Origin of the sequence: Mycolicibacter sp. MU0102, assembly GCF_963378105.1 — a bacterium.
Lineage (GTDB): Bacteria > Actinomycetota > Actinomycetes > Mycobacteriales > Mycobacteriaceae > Mycobacterium > Mycobacterium holstebronense.
The window spans coordinates 51,140-74,970 of sequence record NZ_OY726398.1; the positions used below are offsets into that span (position 1 = coordinate 51,140).

Here is a 23,831-nt window from a genome sequence, read left to right on the forward strand (position 1 = left end):
TGCGGGGTCATCGCGACGACATCGGGGCCAGCGCCTCCGGGCTGCAGTACCGGTTTTCCGCCCGGAACAACTCCACCGTAGCCAGCCACGATTTCCCGGCGGCCGCAACCCGTACCGCGTTCCGGTCGATCTGCTCGATACTGACCTCGACGGCGTCCGGTGGTGGCGGCGGTGTCCCGGGGGGTGCCACGGTGATCACGGTGGCCGGCCGCGGCGACGGCGCTATCGGCCCGTCCACCACGCTGACGGTGGTGCGCGGCGTCGGCCGGGATTCGCCGACCACGGCCACCTCGGGCATTCGGACGCTGGCCCAGCGGGCCTTGTCGCGGGTGTGCACGCAGACCCGTTCGCCGGCACCCGCGGCCCGGATGACGATGCGTTTGGCGATCAGGTCCTCGGCGGCGATGAAGACGCGGCTCAACTCGCCGGAGTCGGTCAGCGGCACCATCAGGCGGTCGCCGTTGGCCAGCTTGCCGATCAGGACGCCCGACGGACCGATCTCGATGGGCAGGCTGGCGGGTAACCGGCCGGGCCGCAGACCGCGCAGCTTCGGGCGGGGGGCACACATGTTGGCCTCCAGCGCGGCGGCCTGCTCCCCGTTGAGCCGGTGCAGCACCACCGACGGGGGAGTCGGGGCCGGCTGCGGTGTCTGCAGGGTCACGGTGGCCGTACACGTCCCGTCCGGGAACACCGTGACGTTCTGGATCACCTCGTCGACCGGCAGAGTCCACGCCTGCGCCAGCAGCTGGGCACTGATGTCGCGGGCCGGGTAGGCATAGGTCGTGACCCAGCCGCCCTCGGTACGCAGCGTCTTCCAGCGCTCGGCGCCGGCCAGCAGCGAACCACCCCCGAGGCGCCGATCCAGTTCGACCAGGTCGCTGGCGGTGGCCACCCGGGTGCGCAGACCCTCGCAACGCAGCAGGCCGGCAATCCGTTGCGCGACGGCGACCGCGGTGGCACCCAGCGTGGTGCGCCACCGCAGCGCCGCGGTGTTGTCGATGACCCGCAGTCTCAGCACCAGCCAGGTCTCCCGTTGGCCGGCGTAGGGCGGGGTGCCGATCTCGGTGTCGTAGACCCGCGGGTAGTCGCCGGTGGTGGCCCGGCGGGCTCCGATGCTGATCACGCTCATGGACTCCAGCACCAGCCCGAGTGCGTGCCGCAGCATCGGCAGCAGCTCGGCGACGTCGACGACGTTGTCGGTCTCCACGTTCACCGATCCGGTGGCCACGGTGGCCGCATGCGCCCGTCCCAGCAGATGCACTGCCACCACCGCCACACCGTCGGAGATGCGCACCCCGCCGCCGGCTCGGTTGTTGGCCACCGTGATCGGCTCGCTCCAGCCCGCCTGCAGCGCCTTTGCGGGGCGTCGCAACCACAGCAGTGCCCACGACCACGCCGGCTGCCCCCACCACGGCACCAGCACCACCAGCACCGCCAGCAGGGCCGCCACCGCGACACCGATCAGCCCGCCCAGCACCCAGCCCGCCAGACCGCACAGGGCGATCGTCGTCGCGCACAGCAGCCGCCGGTTGCTCGACGGCGGGAACCCGGTCAGCCGGACCCGGTCCTGACTCACTTGGTGGCCCGCCGGATCCGCGCGGTGATCGCGGCGGCCAGGACGGTCGCGGCGATCACGCCGAGGAATGCCAGGGCCACGGTCCGGGCCCGATGGTCCGGCGGCGGTGGCGGCGGGGCCGGGGTGATCACCCGCTGCTGTGAGCCCGGTGCCAGCGGGTCACCCGCAGGCACGTTGAATGTCAGCGCCGCGACCGGGTCGACCAATCCGTAGCCCACCCGGTTGTCGACGCCGGCGGGCGGATTGTGTGCGGTCTGCATGATCCGGTTGATCACCTGATGTGCGGTGAGCTGAGGGTATTTCGCCCGCACCAGGGCGGCGACGCCGCTGACGTAGGCGGCCGAGAAGCTGGTGCCCCAGAACGGCATGTTCTTCTCGCCCACCCGAATCGGCGGGTAGGCGTTGACCGGGACACCGCCCTGCGGCGACAGGCCCATCACGTGGGTGGCCGGGGCGGCCACCCCCACCCAGGGGCCGGCCATGCTCTTGTCGACCGGTGCCCCGGTGGCGTCCACGCCGCCCACGGACAAGACGTAGTCGGAGAACCACGACGGGCTCGAGATCACCTTGACCTGGTTCCAGTCCCGCGGGTCGCTGGGGTTCAGCGGGTCGAACATCGGGTTGTCGGCGCAGCCGGCTTCGCCGACATTGCCGGCGGCCGCGACGATCACCGCGTCCTTGACGGTCGCCGCGTACCAAAGGGCTGCCCCCAGCACCTGCTGGTCGAGTCCGGCCGCCACCTGAACGCAGGACGTCACCGAGATGTTGATGACCTTGGCGCCCATGTCGGCCGCGTGGACGACGGCCTTGGCCAGCGTGGCCAGCGTGCCCGCCTTGACCCGCTCGTCGTCGTAGCCGAACCGTTGCGGGTTGACCGGTTCGAACGCCCGCGACGACTGGCGGATCGAGATGACGGTGGCGTGCGGAGCCACCCCGACGACGCCGTCGGGGGCGCCGGGCGGGGGCGGGGGACCGCCGGCTCGTCCTCGGTCTGCGGATCGGCCGGCCCCGAGGCCGGTGCCACGGCACCCTCCGGCGGTGGGGGGTGGCGGCGGTGGGGGCGGGGGTGCCACCTGGGTGATGGTCACCGGAGCCGGGATGGGTGGCGGGGCCGGCGGGCCGGGCACATCGGCCGGCGGCAGTGGTTCGCCGATGCTTGGCGGTGGACCGGCCGGCGGGGGGAACGCCGGAACTTCCGGCATCGGGCGGGGCATCGGCAGCACGCCCAGCGGGGCCGCCGCGATGATCGACGCGGCGATGGTGCCGTGCGCATCGCAGTCCTGCAGCCCGCCCAGGCCTTCCGCGCCGCCCATGATGTAGTCGCCGCCGGCGATCGCCGGCAACCGGGGGTTCGGTGTGACGCCGGTGTCGATGACGGCGACCGGCACGCCGTTGCCGGTGGAGTACTGCCACGCCGCGGCGATCCCCAGCATGTCGAATCCCGGTGCCAGCTGGGCCACATCGGGGTTGATGACGGTGATCGGCACACTGCAGGAGTTCGAGCGGCGCATCGGCTGATCCGGCCCGGGCACCCCGTCAGCCGGCACCAGGGCCGGGTCGACGGACGGCGGCTCGATGGCCTGCGCCAGCGGAGGGCTGCTCGACAGACTCACCAACAGCATCACCGCGGCGACCGCGGCCCCGCGGGCGCGCACGGGGTTCAGTTGCGCACCCACACGAACAGTCCTCCCAGCCAAGCGCCAAGCACCCCCACGACAATGAACGCCAGTACTTCGAGCCATTCGACGGCCAGCCGGATCCAGGGCACGAATTTGGTCTCGGGGACCAGTAGGCCGGCGGCCACCCCGAGCCCGGTGAAGACCGCGATGGCGGCGGCCGGCCACAAGAACCCGCCGGCGGTGTCACCCGGGTTCGCCAGCGCGTACTTGACGATTCCGGTGAGTACGGCCGCGCACGCCCCGCCCACCAGGGCGATCGCTTGGACGCGGCCGGCGAAACCGCGGCCCTGGGTGATGAACAGGCCCGCCACCAAACCGCACAGCGCCAGCGCACCACGGGGCCGGGCGCCGCCGGGTTCCAACACCATCGCGACCGCGATCGGCAACGCCGCGGCGATCGCGACACACATCCCGACCTGCACCGCGTTGATCAACCGTGCCGAGGCCGCGATCGCGGCACCGCGTGCCGAGATGTCGACCAGATCGTCCTCGTCGTCCTCGCCGTCCTCTGGACTGACCGGGGAGACGGTGTCGATCGGCATGTTGGCGCGCCGGGCGAACAGATCCCGCCCGGTGATCGAACCGAAGTACGGCGGGCGCACCCGGGCAACCCACAGCGCGATCGTCGGCGACATGCGCAACAGGATCAGCAGGCCCAACAGCATGCAGATACCGATTACCTGCGGCGACACCGGATGCCACATCCGTGCCGCCGCCACCGCCCCGCCGACCGCCGCGGCGGTGACGATCGCGGTGGCCACGGCGGTCTGCGCACGCAGCAGCACGCTCAGCCCGATCGCGCCCAACGCCAGGACCGTCACCCCGATCAACAGGTGCGGCGCGCCCAAGGCGCCGGGAGCCGCGCACAATGCGGCGCAGGACAGCGCGAGCACGGCCAGCCAGCCGAATCCGCTGAACAAGTCGTCGCGTGCCGGCCAGTTCCGCCGGATCACCAGGGCACCCAATGCCAGCAGTCCGCCGAGGCCGGCCAGGACCGCCGCGGGCGGCCAACTGTCGCTGAACGTCCGGGCCCGAACCGCCAGCGTCGACAGCACGACCACCGCCATGGCCATCAGCCCGATCGCGGTGTGTGCTGCGGTCAACGCGGTGACCGGGGCGAACATCCGATCGACCTTGACGTTGAGCAGCCGTGTCACGGTCTGCTCGTCGGCTTTGTGCCCGCACTCCTGGCACTTGATCTCGGGTTGCGCGCCCAGTCGGCGGGCCGTCGCGGCCAGCGCGCTCGACAGCGATTCGTACTGCGGCTCGAACGAGTCGCCACCCACCGCGGGAACCAGAACCAGGGTGTCGCCGTCCTGTACGCCCAGGTCGTCGAGGCTGCGAGTGATGTCCAGCCGGACGCCGTTGACCTTGTGCAGTTCGTAACTGCCCGGGGGGAGGGCTACCCCGTCGAAACCATGGTGCCGCAGATCCTCGTCGAGCAGCTCGACCATTCCCTCGAAGAATTCCTCCACCGGAATACCGGCCGGAAAGACCTGGGACACCAGGTGTTTGTCGTAGGCGAGACTCACCGCACAGCGTGCCGGGAACGCGACTTTAGCTGTTGTCGGAGAAGTCACCGTGCTTACCTTTCGGTGTCGGGCACGAACTTATCGGCCAGACCGGCGGTTATTTCAAATAACCGCAGCCGGGTCTTCTTCTTCACCTCGTTGTGGACATCGATGATTCCGCCCTTTGCCAGATGGGCATCGTGCGGCATGACCTCCACGGTGGCGCCGGTTTTGCTGAACCGTTCGGTCAGATAGGCCACCGCGGCGCTGTCCTCACCCGGTGCGGAGTGGTTGAGGATCACCGTGGACCGTGACACCAGCTCGTGGTAGCCCTGCGAGGCCAGGTAGTCCACTGCCCGCAGCACCGGGCGGGACTGGTCCGCGGTGATCCCGGAGACGAAGACCAGCGTGTCGGTGTTCTCCAACACCGGCTTCATGACCGGGTGCTCCAGGTCCGAAGAGGTATCGACCAGGATCACGTTGTGGGTTCGCCGCAGCCGCGACAACACCCCGCTGAACATGGCAGGGACGAGCGGGCGCAACTGATCCGAGGTGCGGTTGCCGGCCAGGACATCCAGGCCGACGGCGTTTTGCCCGAGGTGTTCCCGGATATCGGAATATCCCTGCACGTCGGTGTCGCTCAGAACGGCCGAGTAGTCGCCGGGCGGGTGCTCGTCGATGCGATCGGACAGGGTCCCGAAGCCCGGAACCGCATCAATCGCAATCACATTTTCCGGTCGGCATTCCCGGAACACGCTGCCGATAGCGGCAGTCATAGTCGTCACACCGGTGCCGCCTTTTCCGGACACCAACGTGATCACGTATTGACGCCGGATGTGCCGACGAATTCTATTGCGCAAATCACGGTAATGACGTTCACGCGGAGATTCGCCGGGATTAATAACTTTCGCCGACGCGACATAGAGCAGTTTGCGCCAGCCCGAGCCGGGCGGAATCTTCCGCGGTGTGGCCAGGTCGGAAATGCGCATAGAGTCCGATACGGAATCCCGGTAGCGGTGGCTGGATGCCGGATCCCATCGCCCGGATGAGCCTTCGTCAGGCATATTCTGGCTATTCCATGGGCTCGTCACGAGCGTGATGTTAACACGGCTGCTGATTCCGTGTTTGCAACGTTTCTGACGGGGGACGGTAATGCACGGTAATGGTGAAGATGTGAATTCACTGTCATACAACGCGCCGATGCGAATGCCAGTCCGCACCGGCTGGGAGCCGAGCGATGAGCCGCAGGATGGCGTTGGCGACGTCGGCACGCGTACCGGGGGAGACGATCTGGTAGCGGCGGCCGCCGTTGTCGACGTTCTCCACGCAGACGCGACCCGACGGAGTGTCCGAGATCAGCACCGCCGTGTCCGCGATCGCCATCCGCGCCAGCTCCTCGGGGCCGGCACCCGGCTGGATCGCGACGATGTTGGCCTGGCCGGATAACTCCGGGTCGGCGGCCAGCGCCACGATCTGCTGCTGGTCGATGTCGAGCCGCTGTGCGGCCAGGTATCGACGCAGACTGTCCTGGTCGCGGACCCGCTCGAGCAGCTCCTTGGTGTCGAGGGTGACCGGCCGCAGCTTGGCGGCCTCGGTGACGCCGCACAAACGCTCGATCTGGCCGACCAGCAGATCGCCCGCGGCCGCCTGGTCGGTGGCGCTGCCGGCGGGATAGAGCCGCACCTCTTGGTCATGGCGTTCGAGCACCACCCACCAGGAGGCGAAACGGCTGATCGAGACGCGGGTCAAGTGCTGGGGGTCGGCGGAGGGCCGCCCGGGGAAACGCAGGTTCAGCATCAGCGCGATGTCGCGCCGCATGATCACCGTCAGCCATTCCCGGACCATCGAGTCCACTTCGCCCTGGTCATCGAGCACGCCGATCGCGGTGAGTTCCTCGGCGATCGGGTGTCGCAACGCCCGCTCGGCGGTGTCCAGACGGGGCAGCAGGGGACGCAGTCCCAGCTCCGGACAGAGCGTCTCGATCCCGGTGACGGCCTGCAGCACCCACAGCCCGTCGAGCGTCGTAGTCAGCACGTCACCCTCGTCTCAGCTGTGGTTGCGGTAGTCGACCTGACACACGAAATGGGGCGTCTGCGCCGGTCGCGCGGACACCCCACCTCGGTGACGATCGGGGTCGATCAGAAAAGCGACTGGATCGTCTGGTCGGTCGAAATGGCCCCTTCCAACACAGAGCCGATGGTGGAACCGTGCTGGCCGATGGTCTCGATCAGGCCCTGCAGGCCGGACAGCATCTGGGCCTGGGCTTCGAAGAAGCCGGTGGCACCGTGGCCGGCGAAGTACTCGGTCAGCATTTGGGTGAGCTGGTGGGAGTCCTGGTGGATCTGGTCGAGGGTGCCGGCGCTGCTGACCACGCTGTGGGCGTGATCGGAGACGGGGCCGGGGTTGTAGGTGATACCGCCACTGTCTGCCATGGGGATCGATGTCCTTTCGAGTACGGGTGTCGGAGGTTAGGCGGACTGTCCGCCGAAGAGCGAGTGGAAGGCGTGCTCGGAGTGGGACTCGTGCGACTCCATCAGGGCAGCGGCCTGGTTGAGGCCCTCGGTCAGGCGGTGGCCGCCGGTGAGGACTTTCTGTACGTCTTCGTGGATCTGCGCGGCGGTGGCATACGAGGCCTTGGAGCCGCCCCCGTCCCACGTCCCAGCGCCCAGGATGTTCTCGTGGTCGGCCAGGTACTGGTTGGCGATCGCCTGCGCGTGTTCGATGTGCTGCGACAACTTCGACGCGGTGTTCCGCATCAGTTCGGGCGTGACGACAATGGCTGCCATCGTTTCCTCCTTGGTTGTAGAACAACCCCCCCGGGTCCGGCGGGATGTAGCTGGCGGTAGTGTATTGGCTCCTCTCGGATGTGTCGATTCACCCTTTACTTAGCAAACGACCTGGTCACGCCCGGTCGTCGACAACTCGCACGGTGTTGGTCCGGTCGGATGACCGCTCGCCCTGACCTTTTCCTCCTGCACCGGCGCCGTGAGCCATCGGCATGCCGCCCATGCCGCCGCCGCTGGTGGTCGTCACCCGCTGGGACTCGACGGAGCCCAGCGCGCCACTGGGCCGCAACCCCACCGGACGGCCGCCCCCGGACTCGAATGCGCTCACGGGTCGGGTGAACGCGGACATCGGCGCTCCCGCTCCGCCGCCTCCGAAACCCCCCGCACCGGGTGAGACCGTCGCATTGGCCAGCATGGCCGTGGCCGGAACCCCGCCAGCCCCGGCCGGATTGAGAGCGCCGCCCAGCATGCTCGGGTTCATGAACATGCCCATCAGGGACTGCATCGGGCTCATCATCGACTGCGGCATCTGCATCAGGGACTGCGGCGCCTGCATCAGCGTCGAGCCGATCTGCTGGACCGGGCCCAGCATCGAACTCATCTGTGAGCCCATGCCCTGGGCGGCGTTGGCGCCCTGGCCGGCGGCATTGGTTGCCGACGACGTACCGGTGTAGGCGGCGCGCATCGCGCCACCGGCCGCGGCCTGCGATGCCGCTTGGCCGACGGCGCTGGCCGCGGCCGCCGGCGCCGCGGGCGACGCGCCCATCCCGGCCACCGGCGCGGGAACCGTCAGGCTGGAGGTGAGCGCGGTCAGCACCGCCCCGTAGGACGCGCCCACCGCCGCGTTATTGGGCCAGAACATGCCGAAGTACTCGAACTCGAGTGACGTGATGCGGGGTGTCAACGCCCCCAGTACCGACGGATTGATCCCGTAGTCGGTGGCGGTCTCGACCCGGTTCTCCTCGCACTCCTGGGTGGTACGCATGCTGCCGTAGGCCAGTTGGTAGGCCTCGACCGCCGCCGCGACGATCGGCGCCTTGACGTCCACCCAGCCCGCCAGTCCATGCAGGGCCACGTTCAGCAGGGTGGCGTTGAGAACAGATCCCTCCGAACCGGCACCGACCCATCCGATCGAGGTCAATGCGGTGTTGACCGCCGAGGCGATACCCGACGCGTGGTGTGCCACACCCAGCGACGTCCATGCCGCCCCGTTGGTCAGCATGGTCATCACACCCGCGCCGGATTTGATCAACATGTCGTTGGTCTCCGGTGTGCGGGCGGCCCACCCCGGGTCGGCCACGGATTAGCCGCCGAGTGCGACGGTGGCGGCTCGCAGTGCCTCGGTGGCGCCGTACACACCCGAGGCGGTGGCCTGCGCTCCGGAGAAAAGTCCGCGCTGCGCCGAATGCTCGGCGACAATGCCCAGGTATTCGGACCCGGATGCCAACAGGGCGGCCTGGAACGCGATGGAATCGGGGTCGTTACCCATCGGCAGAACGCCCAGCAGGGCCGGGCTGGCCGCGGCGGCAGCCGCCTCCGTTTCAGCGGTGATTCCCGCCTCGACACCCGATGACGCCAGGACTGCTTCCGGTTCTACAGAGAACATAATTTCCCTCCGATGCCTCATCGCTGATATGCCGACGTTGGCAGGTCGGAGTCGATCGTAAACCGATATTGGGCCGCCGTCACTTCATGATGTAAATACCGGTTATTGCTGCTCGAAATCGTGGATCATCGACGAGGGCACCCCGACCAGCACACCTTCCACTTCGGAATCGTTGACCAGTAATCCCCGGCCCGCGGGCAACGCCTGTGCCCGCACCATCCGATTGACCTTGTTCTGCGGGTCGTTGTCCATGAACAAGGTGGGCACCTTGGCGGCCCGTTGCGTCTTGACCCAGGGGTCCATCTCGAGCTGGCCGAAGTTGGACGAGTTCCTAGTGGCGAACACGTGCAGCCCGATCTGGCGGCCCCGCTCCATCAGCTTCCACAACGCCGCGCCCACCGGGGGTTTGGCCGGATGGATCTGCGCCGGACGCAGATCCATCACGTCGTCGACCAATACGAAATGGCGTGGCCCCTCCCAGGGTTTGAGCGCGCGCAGCTCCTCCTGGCTTAGGCCCTTGGCGGGCAGCCGGGGCAGCAGAACCTGCTGGGCCAGCGTGGTCAGCACCTCGTCGATCTCGTCCTGGTCGTAGGCGTAGGCATTGACGTAGCCGGCGCCCTGCAGGTCACGCAGCGGTCCGGTCTTGGGGTCGATGATGGTGATCTGGGCTTCCTGCGGGCTGAACCGCGCCATCACCGCTTCGCCGATTGCGGCCAGGGTGGCGCTCTTGCCGCATAGGGCCCGCCCCAGAATCATCATCCCGGGATGCTCGGACAGCATCAGCGGCACCGGCAGCAGTTCGTGCTGCTCGCCGATCATGAACGCGATTGACGGGGCGGTCTGGGCGGGCGGACGCTGCGCCACGTCGTAGGCCAGGATCTCCGACAGTGCCACCGCGGGCGGCAGCCGCTTGAGCGTGGCGTGCTTGGTCACGCCCGCGACCTCGGCGACTCGCGCCCCCAGTTCGCGGGTTCCGATCCGGGCGCCGTCTTCGGCGTCCGAGGCGGCCAGTTCTGGCACCCCGATGAGCATCTCGTGCAGCGACTCGGTCAGACCGAAGCCGGGGCGGTTCACGGTGCGCTTGGCGGCATCGCGGGCGTCCAGAGACGCCGTGCCCATCTCGTTCTCGCCCGGGTTCTGCAGCCGCAACTGGATGCGCACGTCGGAGTTCTGCAGCAGCGTCTGACGCTGACCGTGGATCCAGCCGGAAGCGCTGGTCATCAGGTGCACGCCGTACTCGGGACCGACACCACTGAGCGCGATGATGCGGTCGCCGAGCATGGTGTCGGCGGCGTAGAGGTCGGAGAAGTCGTCGATGACCAGGAACACATCGCCGTACGGGTCGTTGGGATCGGTGCCCGCGAGGCTGTCCCCGCCGGAACCGAAGCGCCGCTCGCGGAACTCGTTGATGTCGATCTTGTCGCGGCGGAAGGTGTCCTGCCGGGCGCTGATCAGGGCGGCCATCGTCGCAACGGTGCGCTCCACCCCCTCGCGGTCCGCCGGCGAGACGATGTCGGCCACATGCGGCAGGGTCTCGGCGTAGCCCAAGGTGGCGCCGCCGACACAGAAGAACGTCAGCCGTGCCGGGGAATACATCAGCGCCGCCGAGCACATCAGTGTCATCAGCGTCGTCGTCTTGCCGCGGCTCTTGGCGCCGACCACCATCACGTTGCTGCGCAACACGTCGACGCAGTGCACCAGCTGCTGGGCGTCCTCGGGGATGTCTTTGACGGCCAGCGGCCACACCAGCCCGGGGTTGCGGCCGTAGTCGATGTCCCACGGCTTGCCCCGGTACCGCGCCACCAGCTGATCGACCGACTCGGAGATCTCCAGCGGGGGCAGCCACGGCAGGTGCGGTGCCTGGCGGTCCGCGGCGATCAGGGACTCGCGCAGCACGTCGACGATCTTCTTCTTCTTGAACCCGTCGGCGTGCAGCAGGAACTCGTCGGGCTCGGCGTCGGTAGCCGACATGTCCTGCAGTGCTTGGGCGTCCGCCTCGTCCAGCGGCTGGTACTGCCAGGTGTACAGCCGGGGTTTGGTCAAGGTCATGTCGAGGGTCTTGCCCGTCGACGACTTGCGCTTAGGAACGACGAACGGCGCCGACAGGTAGAAACAGCGGAACGGGTCCAGGTCGCGCGGGCCGACCTTCAAAAGGCCGAAGCCGTTCTCTTTCGAGGGCAGGTGATAGGCGGCATCCGAGCCGATCACCTCACGGCTGTCGTCACCGGACTCGGCGCGCAGCGCGACCCGGAAGGCGATGTTGGACTTGACTTTCTGCAACGAGGACAGGTCCAGGCGCTGCCCGCCGAGCATGAAGAAGACGTTGGCGCCGCGGCCTTCCTGACCGATGTGGATGATCAGGTCGATCCACTTGGGATGGTTCTGGAACAGCTCCAGGTATTCGTCGATCACCACCAGCAGGATCGGCACCGGCTCCAGGTCCCGGCCGGCCAGCCGGATCTCCTCGTAGTCGTTGGCGTCGCGCGCACCGACGGAGTTGAACAGGCGGTAGCGCCGGGCGATCTCACCGTCGATGGCCCGGCGCATCCGTTCGGCGAGGTGCCGCTCGTCCTTACCGAGGTTGGACAGGGCCGCCGACACGTGGGGAATGCCGAGGATGTCCTGGGCCGCGGACTCGAACTTCATGTCCACGAAGATCACGTTGAAGGTCTCCGGCGAGTGGGTCAGCGCGATGCCGTACACCAGGGAAAGGAAGAACTCCGATTTGCCCGAGCCGCTGGTGCCGATAACCACGGAGTGGAAACCGAAGCCGCCGAAGTCTTTTGCGCGCAGCACGACGTTCTGCAGTTCGCCGTTGGGCTTGGCGCCGACCGGGATCTCAGCCCAGCGCTCGTCGCCGCGACTGCGCCGATCGGCCCACAGCCGGTCGACGTTGAGCTCGCGCGCGTCGTCGATCCCCAGCGCGCGCAACAGTTCCAGGGCGCCGCTTCCCGCGTCGGCGACGTCGACACTGGCCGTCGGGGACCAGCGCGCCATCGCCCGCGCGTAGCGGTAGGCGCGCGGCACCGACAGTTGGTCGGCGTGGGCGAAGAACTTACCGCCGGAGCGCAGCATGGGCCGTGAAGGATTGCCGATGACCTCGAAGATCTCATCGCGGGCGAATCCGACACCATTGCCGAGCCGGGAGGCGACCCGCAGCACCGTGATACCTTCCTTGCCGACGCGCCCGATGACGCTCTCCCAGGCCTCGGGGCTGCCGGTGTTGTCGTCGACGATCACCCAGTGCGGCCCCAGATCGTGTCCGTCCGTGCCGGTTTCCAATGCCGAGCCCATAGTGGTGGGGCTCGGCGCTGACGGCGGCCGCCAGGCGCCGCGCTTGCCTTTCATGTGCAGGTCGGCGCCGAGCGTCGCCTCGAGTTCAGTGGGGCTGGTGAACACCAGGCGCCGCCACCCGCAGGCGTCGAACAGCTCGTCGTGCTGGTTGTGCGGAAGCCAGACCATCCAGGACCACAGCTCGGGGTGGCGGGTCACCACCATCAACTTGACGTCCAGCGGATTGTGAAACACCGCAAGCCCGCTCAGCACGGATCGCAGTAGCGAGCGGACCCCGTCGAGATCCTCGCCGACGAAGCTGAAGCCCGGGCGGGCGCGCAGGTTGACCACTTTCGCGATGTCGCGGATCTTGCGTTGTTCGAGGATGAAGTCGCGCAACGCCTGGCCGGTGACCGGCTCCAGCTCCTCGTCGATCGGGATCTCCGGCCACTGCACCGACAGCACTGAGTCCGGGGCATGCTGCACGCCGACGCCCACCCGCACATCGAGGAAGTCCGGGTCGGAGCGGCGCCGCTCCCACATCTGCGGCCCGCCGATGACCGCGCCCAGGTCTTGCGGGTTGGAGTGCACCAACTCCTGGGAATTGCGTTGGGCGCAGACCGCTTTCTGGATCTCGTCGCGCTCGCCGTCGAGGGAGCGCAGATAGCTGCGCCGATTCTTTTCCTGCTCGCCCCAGCTGATCTTGCGGGCCCGCCCGAATCGGCCGGAGAACATCAACATGCCCAGGCCTGCCATGCCGACCATCGGGAACATGCCCGAACCCAGGCTGCGCACCCCGGACACGTAGAGCATGACGATGGTGCCGATCAGCGCGACGATCAGCGCGGGCATGCCGATCATCACCCACAGGTTGCGGGGCTCGCGTTCGGGAAGGGCATCCGGTGCGCGGGGCGCGACCCGCACCGGCTTGGGCTCGGGGACCTGAAGACGGACCGGAACGAATGCGCGCTTTGACATCGCCTCAGTGCCCTCCCGGGACGCCCTGCTGATTGTTGGGGACCACCGGCTGCACCGCGCCGGCCGACGCCACGGTGTCGCGGGCCAGCAGCGCGGCATGCCGGGACAGTTCCGGGCCGGTCGCGAAGGTGCGCAGCAGCGGCCACGGCGCCTGCTGTGCCGAGCCGGGATCCAGGCCGAGGCCACGCAGGGTCTCGCTCTCCCCGGCGATGCCGAACCGGACACCGTTGGGCGACACCCAGAACAGTGTTTCGCGGGAATCGGAGTCGAGCAGTTCACTGGTCGAGGTGACGAAGTTGGTTGCGCCCGGCAACACCAAGACCTGGTTGGCCACCACCGAGGTGGGGCTGCGGTCATCACGCACCAACCGGACGATCCGGTTGTCCATCGCCGGCGACACCGGCAGCCCGCGCCCGCTGTACAGGGTGATCCGCGCCTGCCGGTCTCCGGACGCCTTCTCCCAGCCCACGCACGTGGTCGGGTCGGCGGCGGTGTCGACGAACTTGAGCCTGCTGTTGGGGTAGTACTCGACGGGCAGCGTGCCCACTTCGGGGATGTTGACCAGCTTGTCCGGGCTGACCACCAGGGGCGCCACGGACCCGAACGAGTTCGCGCTGCGGATCAGGTCGGCCACGAAGCTGGTGATCTTCTGGACCCCGTCGGGCACCAGCACATAGAACTGGGAGCCGCCGCCGGCCGTCCTGGTCTCCAGCACCGCCCCGACCTGGGATCCGGGCACCCACTGCGACGGCGTGCCGGCCAAGGGGATCACCGGGACCCGCAACGGCTCGGTGCTGGGCAGCGCGTCGAACAGTGCCCGCGACATCTCCACCGGAACGGTGATGCCCGGGTCGATGCCGAGGCTGAGCGTGACTGCCCGATCGGCGGGATCCACCTGGGATCGTTTGCCGCCCCAGATGACGTAGGTGGCGCCCTGGAAACGAGTCAGCACCGCTGCGCCCGGGGCTAGTGGCGCGGCGCGGCCGGCCGTGCTCAACGGGCCCGCGATCGAGGTCACCACGGGGGGTTCGGCACGGCGCGGGGAGCCCGCGGTGTCGCAGACCGCCCAGGCTGAGGGGGCGCCGGTGTTGGCGACCAATGACGTCGGGGCGCCAGGGATGCCGATCATGGGGCCGGTCGGGTATTTGGCGATCTCGGCGGGTTTGACCCAGGTGGGCACCTGCGCGTTTCCGACCGCCAGCCGCGCCGAGGTGATGTTCAGCGCCGGATACAGCCGCCCATCGATGCGCGCGTAGATCGCGCCGGAGTCGCGGTCACCGACGATCGACGATGTGCGCACGATCCCGGCCGGACGCAGCACGTTCAGCAGCAACATCCAGCCCATGCCGATGAAGATCAGCACGACGGAGAGCACGATTGCGGCGGTTTGTTTGCGGTCGTCGTGCTTCATGCGCACCGAGAATTTGGTGGTGGCGGCGCGCAGTCGTCGGTTGTAGAACAGGTGACCGGAGTTCTGGTCCCGGTTCGACAGACTCAGCGGCATGCTCTGCTACCCCTAACGACGCACGCTCGGCGGCGCCGCCCCCTGCGGCGACAGAGCGCACCGCGACGACATTACTGGCCTTGGCCAGCGGGAACCAGTCACTTGCGCAGACGCGATGAGGCCGACGCGCGTACCTTTTGCGCTATGCCGGACCAGTCGGGGGCGTTCGCTGAGGCCGCCCGGGCACGCGAAGAGCAGTTGGCGCAGCGGTTGGTGACGTCGGTCGAGCTCGACCGCTCCTTCGAGGGGATCCTGCGCGGCGCCCACCAGTACAACCTGCAGGCGCGGGCGCGTCTGGACGCGCTGGAAGCCGAGATCCGCCAGAGTGCCGCGAGTTGGCCCGGTCTGGACACCCCGGCCGGTGCCCGTCAGTTCCAGGCGTATCTGGCCGGCAAGACCCGGGAGATCCACAGGATCGTCGCCGATGCAGGCGCGGATAGTCAGCAACGGGCGGCTCAGGTCCAGGCGTTGACTGGGCGGTATCCGGCTGGTGGGGCAAAACGGGGCGGCCAGAAGACCAGCCCGCCCCCCACCCCGAGTCCGACGCGCGAGTCACCCGCGTACGACCCGGCGGATGCGGCCGACCTATTCAAGAAAATTGATGACTGGAAACAGGAAAATAAATCCGTCACGAATAAGGTTAAGGCGTTCAATAAAAAATGGCCCGACGGTATCACCTTCGATATGGAAGACGCCGCGCAGGCGGCGCGATACCAGGAGTGGAAGCGTGAACACGATGCTGTCCAATTGGCGAGAACTAAAGTAGTGCAAGAGTATGGTGAAATTGTCGTGGAAGCCGGAAAATTCGGAGGCCAGGTTGACGACAGCACCGGAGATATCGTTTGGCCAGATGGGTCCAGAACCTCAATGCGTCCGCCGGAGTGACTGTTGCTCTACAAGTTTCGACTGATCGGCTGCGGCAGCAACCCGAACGGGAGGAAGTAATTCAGATGGCTCGGGGTCGTCGAACCGTAACCACTGCTATTTCGTTCAGTCTTGCCCTGGCGGTGGCCGGTTGTGAATCAAATAATCCACAGAACCCGCCCGTTGCGGGTACTTCGAGTGTTGTAGGGACGCCGTCGCCCAAGGTGTTTCCCCCTGCCCTCAACGAAGCGACCGTTGTGCCGAAGCCGGTGGCGAGATTGCAGCCCGGAATTCAGGTATTGGTGGGCGACGGATCGGCGACGACGGTGTGTACGACCGGCTTTTATGTGGATTTCCCGGATCCGCACGCCTCGGGAGGACGGTCCACCGGTTTTGTTACCGGCGCGCAGTGCGCCCACGGTGACGAGGATGCTCCAGTCGCCGTCATGAAGATCGAAGACGCTGGATTGGCTCCAACTCGGACCAAGATCGGCGAGATGGCTTACCTGACGGCTGGTGAAGCAGGTCCGCAAGTGGCCGATGAGCCTTGGACGATGCCGACATCTCCGCTGGCGCTATTCAGTTCCGTACCGGGTGGCTGGCCTCTGCCCGTCGACGGCGCAGTCAACGGAAAGCCACCAATAGCAGAGACCATCCAGACAGCCGATGTGGTGCAACACAGCCGGTCTCGCGCAGCGTGGACAGGCCTCGACGGCGGGGTTGTCGGAGGGCACGTGGTCGATCCCGCCGTGACAGCGGAAGTGCGGGACATCCCCGCCGGCATCGACCGAGTCGTCGTCGCCGTGGACGATGTGAAGGCCGCCATCGATGGCAAAATCATCGGCGCGCCGGTGACAGCCGAAGTCAATGGCTCCATTGCCAACCTAGGAATCATCACCGGGATCGACGAGGCGCGTCACTGGGTAGTGGTCGACTTGATCGGTCCGTTCCTGACGCGACAAAGCGCCTCGGTTATCGCCGAGAATTAAGTGCCGTGCCGATCGGCGCGGCGCCGAATCTGTTACCTCGACGAATCGTCTTTGTCCACAATGCGTTTCAGCGGCGTGATGCCGGGGTGCCCGGCAGCCTTTGCGACGGACTTGGTCACCGGCACATTAGGCGGGGCCGTCGTTCGTCCCTTGACGGGCTGGCCGTTGGGCACGCCGGGGGCGGCGATCCGCTTCGCGTCGGTCTTGTCGTCTTTGCCGCCCTTGCCGCCGGCGCCGGCCCCGCCGGGCATCATCGGCATCATCCCGCCACCACCCCCACCCGCGGTCGGCGCACCGCCTGCGGTGCCGGCGGCACCGGCACTGGACAGGGAGCTGGTGGGCGTTGTCGGAGTTGACGTCCCCGGAACCGGTGGTGGTCCCAGGTTGCTGGCCGGCGTGGTGCCCATGCCCAGCCCTCCTCCGCCACTTCCGCCGGAGCCGAAATCCCCGCCGCCCACACCGGCGTCGGGACTGATGTTCGAGGCCAGCGTGGTGCCGCCGAGGCCGGCCTTGCCCAGCGACGATGCAGCGCTCATCAGCGGCGACAACGCACCTTGGCCGGCTTGCATCAACCCCTGGGGCAGTTTGGTCACTGCGCCGAGAGCCCCGCTGAGTGCGCTGGTGATGCCCTGCATCGCGCTGTTGACACCCTGCATCGCCCCGCCCATGGCTTCCTGCGGCGATTGCTGTGCCATCACGGCGTCACCCTGCGAGGCGACGTTCTGGAACTTCGAAGCCGCTTCGGCCTCGTGCTCGCCGAACTTGCGTACGGCATCGGCGGCGTGGCCGGTGCGGTCTCGGTGATCGTTGGCCAGTTCGGTGTTCGTCTCGACCAGGTTCAGGTTGGTTGCGGCACCAAAGGCGGCCATCGTGGCGTCGACCGGGGACGATCCACCGTCGTGGACCGGTCCCGGGGGGATCGCCGCCGGCGGCTGTGAGAGTGCAATGTGCAAAAAGTCGGCACCGTAATGCTTCACGAAGTCGTCTGTCATGGCATAACCCCCCCATGCCGTACTGCCACTGCCAGATACCACGCCAGGTGGTAGCGGGCGAGCTCTTCGCTTCCGTCGATCAGGGCGTCGATGGCCGCCAACAGCATCCAGTCGGCGACATCCCGCGGAGCATGCTGGGGATAGGCCGACAGTACGCGCGCCTGCGTGTCGGTGACTACCTGCTGGAACAGCTCGATTTCGTTGTCGGCGACGCCGGATCTGCGTGCCACGGCGCGTGCCACGGTCTGCACGATCCGCGGTAGGCCGTCGTTGGCGCCGGTGATGTCGATGAGCGTGGGACCGAGTTCGTCAACGTGCTGCCCATAGCGGGCGCGCTCCCCGCTGCCGGGAATCGGATCGTTCGGGCCGGCCTCGGTGATGTAGGTGTTCGGTTGATGGGCGGCGGCCGCGATCACCGCACCCAGCAGATCGACCGCGCTGGTCTCGCGGCGGCGGTGGGCCGGATCCAGCAACGTGAGCCCCGGCGGGAGTTTGACGGTGGGCGGAATCCAGCCGCCGGCCAAATCGGTGGCCAACACGGTGGTGGTCTCGTCGTCGCGAAGGCCAGCCGCCCAGGCCAGCTCCGGCGCCTGGCGGGCCACCGCGTCGACTTTGCGCTGCAGATCCTGATGTTCGGCCAGACGCCGGGCGGCCGTACCGGCTCCGGCCCCGGCCGTGCCCCCGGCGCCCATGCTGCCGGCCACCGATGCGCCGGACTGGCTGGCTGCGCCGGGCGTCGGCTTGCCCGGTGTCGGACGATCGCCGGCGGAGGCCACGGTGGGTCCCCCCGACGTCGGCGTCGTGGGGCCGCCGGGCGGGGGAGTCGGGCTCGCAGGACCGGCAGGCGCCGTGGGCGCGGCCGGGACGGCTCCAGCTGCTGGGCGCAAATCTGCCCCGTAGCCGGGCAAGGGGCCCGACGGGGCTGCTGGGCCGGCGCTGATCGGCCCCGACGATACGGAGGCCGGGCTCGCTGTCACCGGCGGTGCCGTTGGAGCTGCCGGTGTCGCGCTGGCGGTGGGTGCGGCCGGGGCGATCTCGGTGTTGGGGCTGCCCAATTGGGCTATATTGCCCAGCGCCCCACCGGCCATCGGCGTCACCGACGGGGATGGGGGAATCTGCGATGGCTGACCGAGTCCCCCAGGGCCGGCTCCGCCTGGCGCCAATGGCGATGGCGGCCCGCCCAGTCCGGGAGGACCACCACCTGGCATGCCCGACGCGAGCGCCTGGGCTGGCCCGCCGCCCGGGAGGCCGGGTGGCATACCACCGCCGCCGCCGGAGCTTCCGAGGCCCGACATGCCGGAGGCCATGGGGGAAGGTATGCCGCCTGGTGATCCGACCCCTCCTCCCGAGAATCCGCCGCTCCCACCTGACGGCCCGCTTGCGGCGAGGTCAGTGGTACCCGTTTGGCCTCCTTGAGGGCCGATATCGCCGCTGCCTGAGGTGAAGCTGCCGCCGCCACCTGTGGTCGGGATGCCGTTGCTGCCCCCACCTGTGGGGATGTCGTTGCCGTTACTGCTTCCGCCTGGGGTGACATTGCTGCCGCCACCTGTGGTGGGGATGCCGTTGCCGCCTCCACCTGTGGGGATGTCGTTGCCGTTACTGCTTCCGCCTGGGGTGACATTGCTGCCGCCACCTGTGGCAGGGATGCTGTTGCTGTCTCCGCCCGGGGTGATGTTGTTGCCGCCGCCCGTGCCGCCGTCGTCCGGAAGAAGGAGATCGTCCACGCTCCTGGGAATGGGGCGATTCTCCGCGTCCCCAATGCCGTACCGGAATGGAAGCTGGTCGGTACCAGTTGCCTTTCTGCTCAGCTCTTCGGCGGTGGGTGGTTGGGACGGTGGTGGGCTGAAATTTGCGCCGTTATCTTGCAGCCACTTCTGGGCGTCGCCTTCGATGCCGAGATCTTCGAACATCTGTCGGGTTGCCTCAATGATCTGTCGGTTGGCTTGTGAGCTATGTTCGGCTGCCTTGCCGTTGGCTTCGACGATTAGTCCGATGGCTTCGGTCATTGCCTCCGGTGTATTTTTCGCTACCAGGTCGTCGATTTTCGGGTTGTACTGGTTGGCGATATTCGTCAAGTTCTGACGGAGTTCATTAACGGCCTTGGCGACGCTGTCGCTAGCTGTGCTTTTACTCCGACAGTGCTCCGCTGCATTCGCAAGGCGGTTATAGCCAATCCGAAGGCGCATCAGCTCGTCTTCGGTGGTCTGTCCGCTGTTTCGAGAGCTTACGCTGTTGGTGAACGCCCGAAGTTCGATAGCCTCATTTTCTTTGGCACTGGATTGACTTGACCAGTGCTGGACCCCTTGCTCGGGTCTGGTCGGGGGGCCGGGCCACCACACACCTACCAAGTAAGACGACCATTTACCCGGCGGTAGGTCAGTGGGCAGATCAGTCACTGCATAAATCCTTCAAAACATGTTCTTTGGCGTTCACGGCATCGACGGCATTATCGAATGGTGACTTGCCCGCGCTGCTAAGGGTGGACTCAACGACCAAGTCTTTGTACGTCAGCACCACTGCCTTGGCGACATCACGGAGGTTTGGATCCAATGCGGGGTCTGACGAGGCGCCTTCAAGGATTAGGGCCCCGTTTACCAAGGCGATACGTCCGAAGCCTGCGTCGGGTCCGTTGGTCTCGATATGGACAGCGTCCATGGCCGGTTTGAACTGACCACATAAGTCGGTCTTGGCGGCCGTCTTTTGGGCCGTCGAATAGGTCGGGCTGGCCGGGGCTCGAGTGAATGCCACTATTGCCAGGAGCATCGAGCCGATACCCAACAAGGCGCCAAGTGCCGCAACCACTAGGGCAGACCGACGGCGCGGTTGACCGGTGGGAGGCGCCGGCCAGGAGGGTGATGGCATGGTCACATTGCGGATGGTAGCCCTCAACGCGATTTCACGTTTACATCCTGATTGAGACTGCGTTCGGTCGGCAGGCGGATGTCCCCGGGCCTGAACGTAATGGCAGGGGCAGCGCGTTATCTGGCGCCGGAGGAAGCCCTGGTCGCTGTTCCAGTGGGGAGTGGTCGCGATGTACGACTCGGAAAAGGTGGTCCTGCTAGCCAGCTGTTTGACTCGATGGCGCAGCATCGGAGTGGCTTCAACCGACGTTCACCGCTTGTAGAAGGTGACTAATCGCCGCAGAGCTCATGCATCACGCGAGTTTTGGCGTTTGCGTCGTTGATCGCTGCTCCGAGCGCCGGGTCGTCCCCCTCTTTACCCGTGGCAACCGCTACTAGAGTTTGGTAGGCGCGTGCGAGATCGCGGGCAGCGTCGCGGTACTCAGGTTCTAGGGCGGGGTCTGCCGCAGCCGTCTCGAGGATCAGGGCACCATTGGTTGCGGAGAGACGCGCGAGCGCAAAGTTGTTGGGCGTGTTCGTCTCAATGTGTTCCGCATGAGCTGCCAGCTTGTAACTGTCACAGAGACGCTTCTTCGCGTCGGCTTGCTGCGCCGCCGTGTAATGCGGCGTTGACGCGTCGGCTGAGCGGGTTAGCGAAATGATCGCCACGACCAACGCGGCGACTGACAGCAATGCAGCAAGCGCCGCGAATACCGCAGTGGATCGCCGGGGTGGCGGGGCGGGAGGCGGTGTGGGCCAAGGAGGTGGTGTCATGGTCACCTTCCGGATGGTAGACCTCAACCAGGCACTAGGCCCCTAGATCGTTGCCTCGCAATGGGGGCGAACCCAGAGCAAGACAACCTGTTAGCTAGGGGACCGGTCGCGCTCGGCCGCGCTGACCCCTACCGCCCCAACGGCTTATAGAACACCAGCCCATTGCCCTTGTTGTCGTAGACCACCGCCCGGCGCTCGTGCGCGTCGTCGTAGGGGCCCTTCACGATTCCGCCCCCACTGGCCTCGATAGCTTTCGCCGCACCGTCGACGTCGTCGGTCTTGATGCCGACCACCACCTGTCCGTGGATGGGGTGGTCCACCGCGGTCGCCAGCGCCAGTGTCACCGATCCGCCGTCGAGGGCGGCGAAGTGCGCACCGTCGCGAAACTTCAGCGGCATGCCCAAGGTCTCGCTGTAGAACTTGATCGATTCGTCCAGGTCGTCGGTGGACAAGACGATCATCCGAATGTCGTGGTCGCTCACGGCTACCTCCTGTAGTTCGGCCTCGATTCAGGCTAGGCCCGAGATACCGTCTGCGGGTGGGTAAACGCCTGGCCGCTTTGGTCTTCACGCTCGTCCTGGTCGCATTGCTGGTCAATGCGGTGGTCACCGACCGCATTGCACGCGCTGCCGAACCGTTCGGCGGGGGGCGGGTGCTGGAGCTGCCCGGCCCGGATCTCAATGTGCGCGAGTACGGCGCGGGTGGCGATCGGGCCATCGTGTTGTTGCACGGGTATTCGGCGTCGATCCAGTGGTGGGAGGCGGTGGCGCCGGCACTGGCGCAGGGCGCCCGGGTAATCGCGATCGATCTGGTCGGCCACGGCGGGTCGGAGGCCCCGAGCGACGCCGCCCCCTACAGCGCCGAGGGCCAGGCAACCGCCGTGCACCAAGCGCTCGACGCCTTGGGCGTACACCATGCGGTGCTGGTGGGGCATTCGATGGGTGGGACGGTGGCCACTGCGCTGGCCGAGAGCGCACCGGACCTGGTGGACCGGGTGATCGTCTCCGACACCCCCGCGGCGTTGGGGATGACCGCCATGCCCGCGCTGGGCAACGCGGTGTGTTGGCCGGTGCTCGGTGCCGCGGTGGACAAGTTGCGCGGCCTCGACGCCGTCGACAAGAGCTCGCTGCAGACCGGCTTCGACGCCGACTTCCCGGTTCCCGCATTGGCCTACCGTTCGTTGAAACGGATGACCCACAACGCATTGTGTGACGCCAAGACGGCGGGCCAGATCAATGAAGAGCGGGCGGTGGCCGACCGCTTGGCGGGTCTGGGCAAGCCGGTGCTGGTGGTGTGGGGTGACAGTGATGTGCTGACCCCGACCGCCCAGAACGTCGACCGCTACCGCCAGGCCGGACTGCAGCCGATCGTCATCGCCGGATCAGGCCACAGTCCCTTACTCGAGAAGCCAGCCGAATTCGTCAGCACCATAAAGCCTTTCATCAACGCACAAAGCAAGACCTAGGTCGGCCAAGTCTCGCGTGCCACCCGGTGGAAGTTGCCGCCGAGCACGGCATTGATGTCGGCGACAGCCCAGCCCCGGTCCGACAGGTGATCGCGCAGGCCCAGCCAGGTCTCCGGAGGCATCCACTGGATCGGGCCCCAGCGGGTGTAGCTCTCGTCGAACAGCTGCGGGTTGGCGAGCAGCTCGGCATTGAAGTCGGCGTGGTCGAAGGAGTAGTCGGTGCTGACGCCGACGTGCTCGATACCGACTAGCTCGACCGCGTATTCCAGGTGGTGTGCTGCCGCGTCGAGGGTTGGAGTGTTGGGGCCCAGGAAGATTCCCACTGCGGTGATGCCGACTACACCACCGGTGGCCGCACACGCACGGGCCTGATCGTCGGTGATGTTGCGTGGGTGATCCCACAGGGCCCGCATACACGAATGGCTGTAGACGACCGGGCCGGTCGAAACAGCACACATATCCAGGCCGGTGCGGGCGCTGCAGTGTGAGCCGTCGGGAACCATGCCCACGGCGTTCATCTCGGCCACGATCGCGCGGCCCCACGCGGTCAGTCCGGAGTCCACGGCGTCCAAGCAGCCGCTACCGGCACGGTTGGCGTGGTTGTAGGTGGGCAACAACGTACGGACCCCAAGCTCGGCCAGCAGGGCTAGGTTGCTCAAGTCGTCGTCGAGTGGGTTGGAGTCCTCCAGGTCGAACACCACCGCGATTCCGCCGGCACGGGTGATCGCGTCGACGTCGTCCAGTCCGGCTGCCACCGTCAGGCCTGGGTGGGCGTCGATGGCGCGGAGAAAATGCCGCAGCAGGGCCAAAGTGTCGGCCAAGCGCTGTGGGGCGTAGCCCGCGTTCACCGACAGCAGTGCCCCGCCGGAGTGCTGGTAGCGGGTCAGCGGGGCCACCTCGGCGCCGTCCTGCAACGGCAGGCAAGTGTGCTGGTCCCACAGCAGCGTGCTCATAGCCGCTGATCTTGCTCTGCACGCCGCCCGAATGCGACGCA

19 protein-coding genes and 1 pseudogene are annotated in these 23,831 nt (G+C 67.3%); 3 read left to right on the plus strand and 17 right to left on the minus strand.

The features are described 5' to 3' along the window. Positions 1-7: 7 nt before the first annotated feature. The 11 genes and pseudogenes from eccE to eccB all read right to left on the minus strand — a co-directional run bounded on the left by eccE (position 8) and on the right by eccB (position 14,913). Positions 8-1,576: a type VII secretion protein EccE gene (eccE, locus tag RCP37_RS00260; RefSeq protein ID WP_308485089.1), complete on the minus strand. Its 1,569-nt coding sequence runs from the start codon at positions 1,574-1,576 to the stop codon at positions 8-10. Continuing rightward, positions 1,573-3,198: pseudogene (mycP, locus tag RCP37_RS00265) on the minus strand (type VII secretion-associated serine protease mycosin). The gene eccE and the pseudogene mycP overlap by 4 nt, the downstream one beginning before the upstream one ends. 38 nt (positions 3,199-3,236) lie before the next feature. Then, on the minus strand, positions 3,237-4,835 hold the full coding sequence (gene eccD, locus RCP37_RS00270; RefSeq protein WP_308485090.1) for a type VII secretion integral membrane protein EccD: 1,599 nt from the start codon (positions 4,833-4,835) through the stop codon (positions 3,237-3,239). A gap of 5 nt (positions 4,836-4,840) precedes the next feature. Next, the gene (locus RCP37_RS00275; protein WP_308487211.1) at positions 4,841-5,857 is read right to left on the minus strand and encodes a MinD/ParA family ATP-binding protein; all 1,017 of its coding nucleotides are present in this window, start codon (positions 5,855-5,857) and stop codon (positions 4,841-4,843) included. Between the two features lie 94 nt (positions 5,858-5,951). Next, entirely contained in the window at positions 5,952-6,800 is an 849-nt protein-coding gene (locus RCP37_RS00280) for an ESX secretion-associated protein EspG (protein WP_308485091.1), read from the minus strand. Positions 6,801-6,904: 104 nt separating this feature from the next. Then, on the minus strand, positions 6,905-7,198 hold the full coding sequence (locus tag RCP37_RS00285; protein ID WP_065041726.1) for a WXG100 family type VII secretion target: 294 nt from the start codon (positions 7,196-7,198) through the stop codon (positions 6,905-6,907). Between the two features lie 36 nt (positions 7,199-7,234). Next, complete coding sequence (locus tag RCP37_RS00290; RefSeq protein WP_308485092.1) at positions 7,235-7,552, minus strand: WXG100 family type VII secretion target; 318 nt, start codon at positions 7,550-7,552, stop codon at positions 7,235-7,237. A gap of 115 nt (positions 7,553-7,667) precedes the next feature. Beyond that, positions 7,668-8,852, minus strand: a complete 1,185-nt coding sequence (locus RCP37_RS00295) for a PPE family protein (RefSeq protein ID WP_308485093.1) — start codon at positions 8,850-8,852, stop codon at positions 7,668-7,670. A gap of 3 nt (positions 8,853-8,855) precedes the next feature. Next, on the minus strand, positions 8,856-9,161 hold the full coding sequence (locus tag RCP37_RS00300; protein ID WP_308487212.1) for a PE domain-containing protein: 306 nt from the start codon (positions 9,159-9,161) through the stop codon (positions 8,856-8,858). A 99-nt stretch (positions 9,162-9,260) separates the two neighbouring features. Continuing rightward, positions 9,261-13,409: a type VII secretion protein EccCa gene (eccCa, locus tag RCP37_RS00305; protein ID WP_308485094.1), complete on the minus strand. Its 4,149-nt coding sequence runs from the start codon at positions 13,407-13,409 to the stop codon at positions 9,261-9,263. A gap of 4 nt (positions 13,410-13,413) precedes the next feature. Then, positions 13,414-14,913: a type VII secretion protein EccB gene (eccB, locus tag RCP37_RS00310; RefSeq protein ID WP_308485095.1), complete on the minus strand. Its 1,500-nt coding sequence runs from the start codon at positions 14,911-14,913 to the stop codon at positions 13,414-13,416. A gap of 144 nt (positions 14,914-15,057) precedes the next feature. Here eccB and RCP37_RS00315 point away from each other — a divergent pair, with 144 nt between their 5' ends. Next, positions 15,058-15,798, plus strand: coding sequence for a DUF4226 domain-containing protein (locus tag RCP37_RS00315; RefSeq protein WP_308485096.1), 741 nt, complete (start codon positions 15,058-15,060; stop codon positions 15,796-15,798). Positions 15,799-16,034: 236 nt separating this feature from the next. Continuing rightward, the gene (locus RCP37_RS00320; RefSeq protein WP_308485097.1) at positions 16,035-16,766 is read left to right on the plus strand and encodes a hypothetical protein; all 732 of its coding nucleotides are present in this window, start codon (positions 16,035-16,037) and stop codon (positions 16,764-16,766) included. A gap of 32 nt (positions 16,767-16,798) precedes the next feature. Here RCP37_RS00320 and RCP37_RS00325 read toward each other — a convergent pair whose 3' ends face one another. From RCP37_RS00325 to RCP37_RS00345, 5 genes are all read right to left on the minus strand, one after another. Continuing rightward, positions 16,799-17,758: a hypothetical protein gene (locus RCP37_RS00325; protein ID WP_308485098.1), complete on the minus strand. Its 960-nt coding sequence runs from the start codon at positions 17,756-17,758 to the stop codon at positions 16,799-16,801. Beyond that, positions 17,755-18,534: a DUF5631 domain-containing protein gene (locus RCP37_RS00330; RefSeq protein ID WP_308485099.1), complete on the minus strand. Its 780-nt coding sequence runs from the start codon at positions 18,532-18,534 to the stop codon at positions 17,755-17,757. The genes RCP37_RS00325 and RCP37_RS00330 overlap by 4 nt, the downstream gene beginning before the upstream one ends. Positions 18,535-20,146: 1,612 nt before the next feature. Next, on the minus strand, positions 20,147-20,560 hold the full coding sequence (locus RCP37_RS00335; protein ID WP_308485100.1) for a hypothetical protein: 414 nt from the start codon (positions 20,558-20,560) through the stop codon (positions 20,147-20,149). Between the two features lie 329 nt (positions 20,561-20,889). After that, the gene (locus RCP37_RS00340) at positions 20,890-21,372 is read right to left on the minus strand and encodes a hypothetical protein (RefSeq protein WP_308487213.1); all 483 of its coding nucleotides are present in this window, start codon (positions 21,370-21,372) and stop codon (positions 20,890-20,892) included. Positions 21,373-21,500: 128 nt separating this feature from the next. Further along, positions 21,501-21,833 (minus strand): VOC family protein, encoded by a 333-nt coding sequence (locus tag RCP37_RS00345; protein ID WP_373693206.1) that lies wholly within the window; start codon positions 21,831-21,833, stop codon positions 21,501-21,503. Between the two features lie 77 nt (positions 21,834-21,910). Here RCP37_RS00345 and RCP37_RS00350 point away from each other — a divergent pair, with 77 nt between their 5' ends. Continuing rightward, complete coding sequence (locus tag RCP37_RS00350; protein WP_308485101.1) at positions 21,911-22,837, plus strand: alpha/beta fold hydrolase; 927 nt, start codon at positions 21,911-21,913, stop codon at positions 22,835-22,837. On the opposite strand, the gene RCP37_RS00355 is transcribed toward RCP37_RS00350, so the two are convergent. Beyond that, a complete protein-coding gene (locus tag RCP37_RS00355; protein ID WP_308485102.1) occupies positions 22,834-23,790 on the minus strand; it encodes a dipeptidase in 957 nt (318 codons plus the stop codon). The two genes, RCP37_RS00350 and RCP37_RS00355, sit on opposite strands and share 4 nt — an antisense overlap. Between the last annotated feature and the right edge of the window lie 41 nt (positions 23,791-23,831).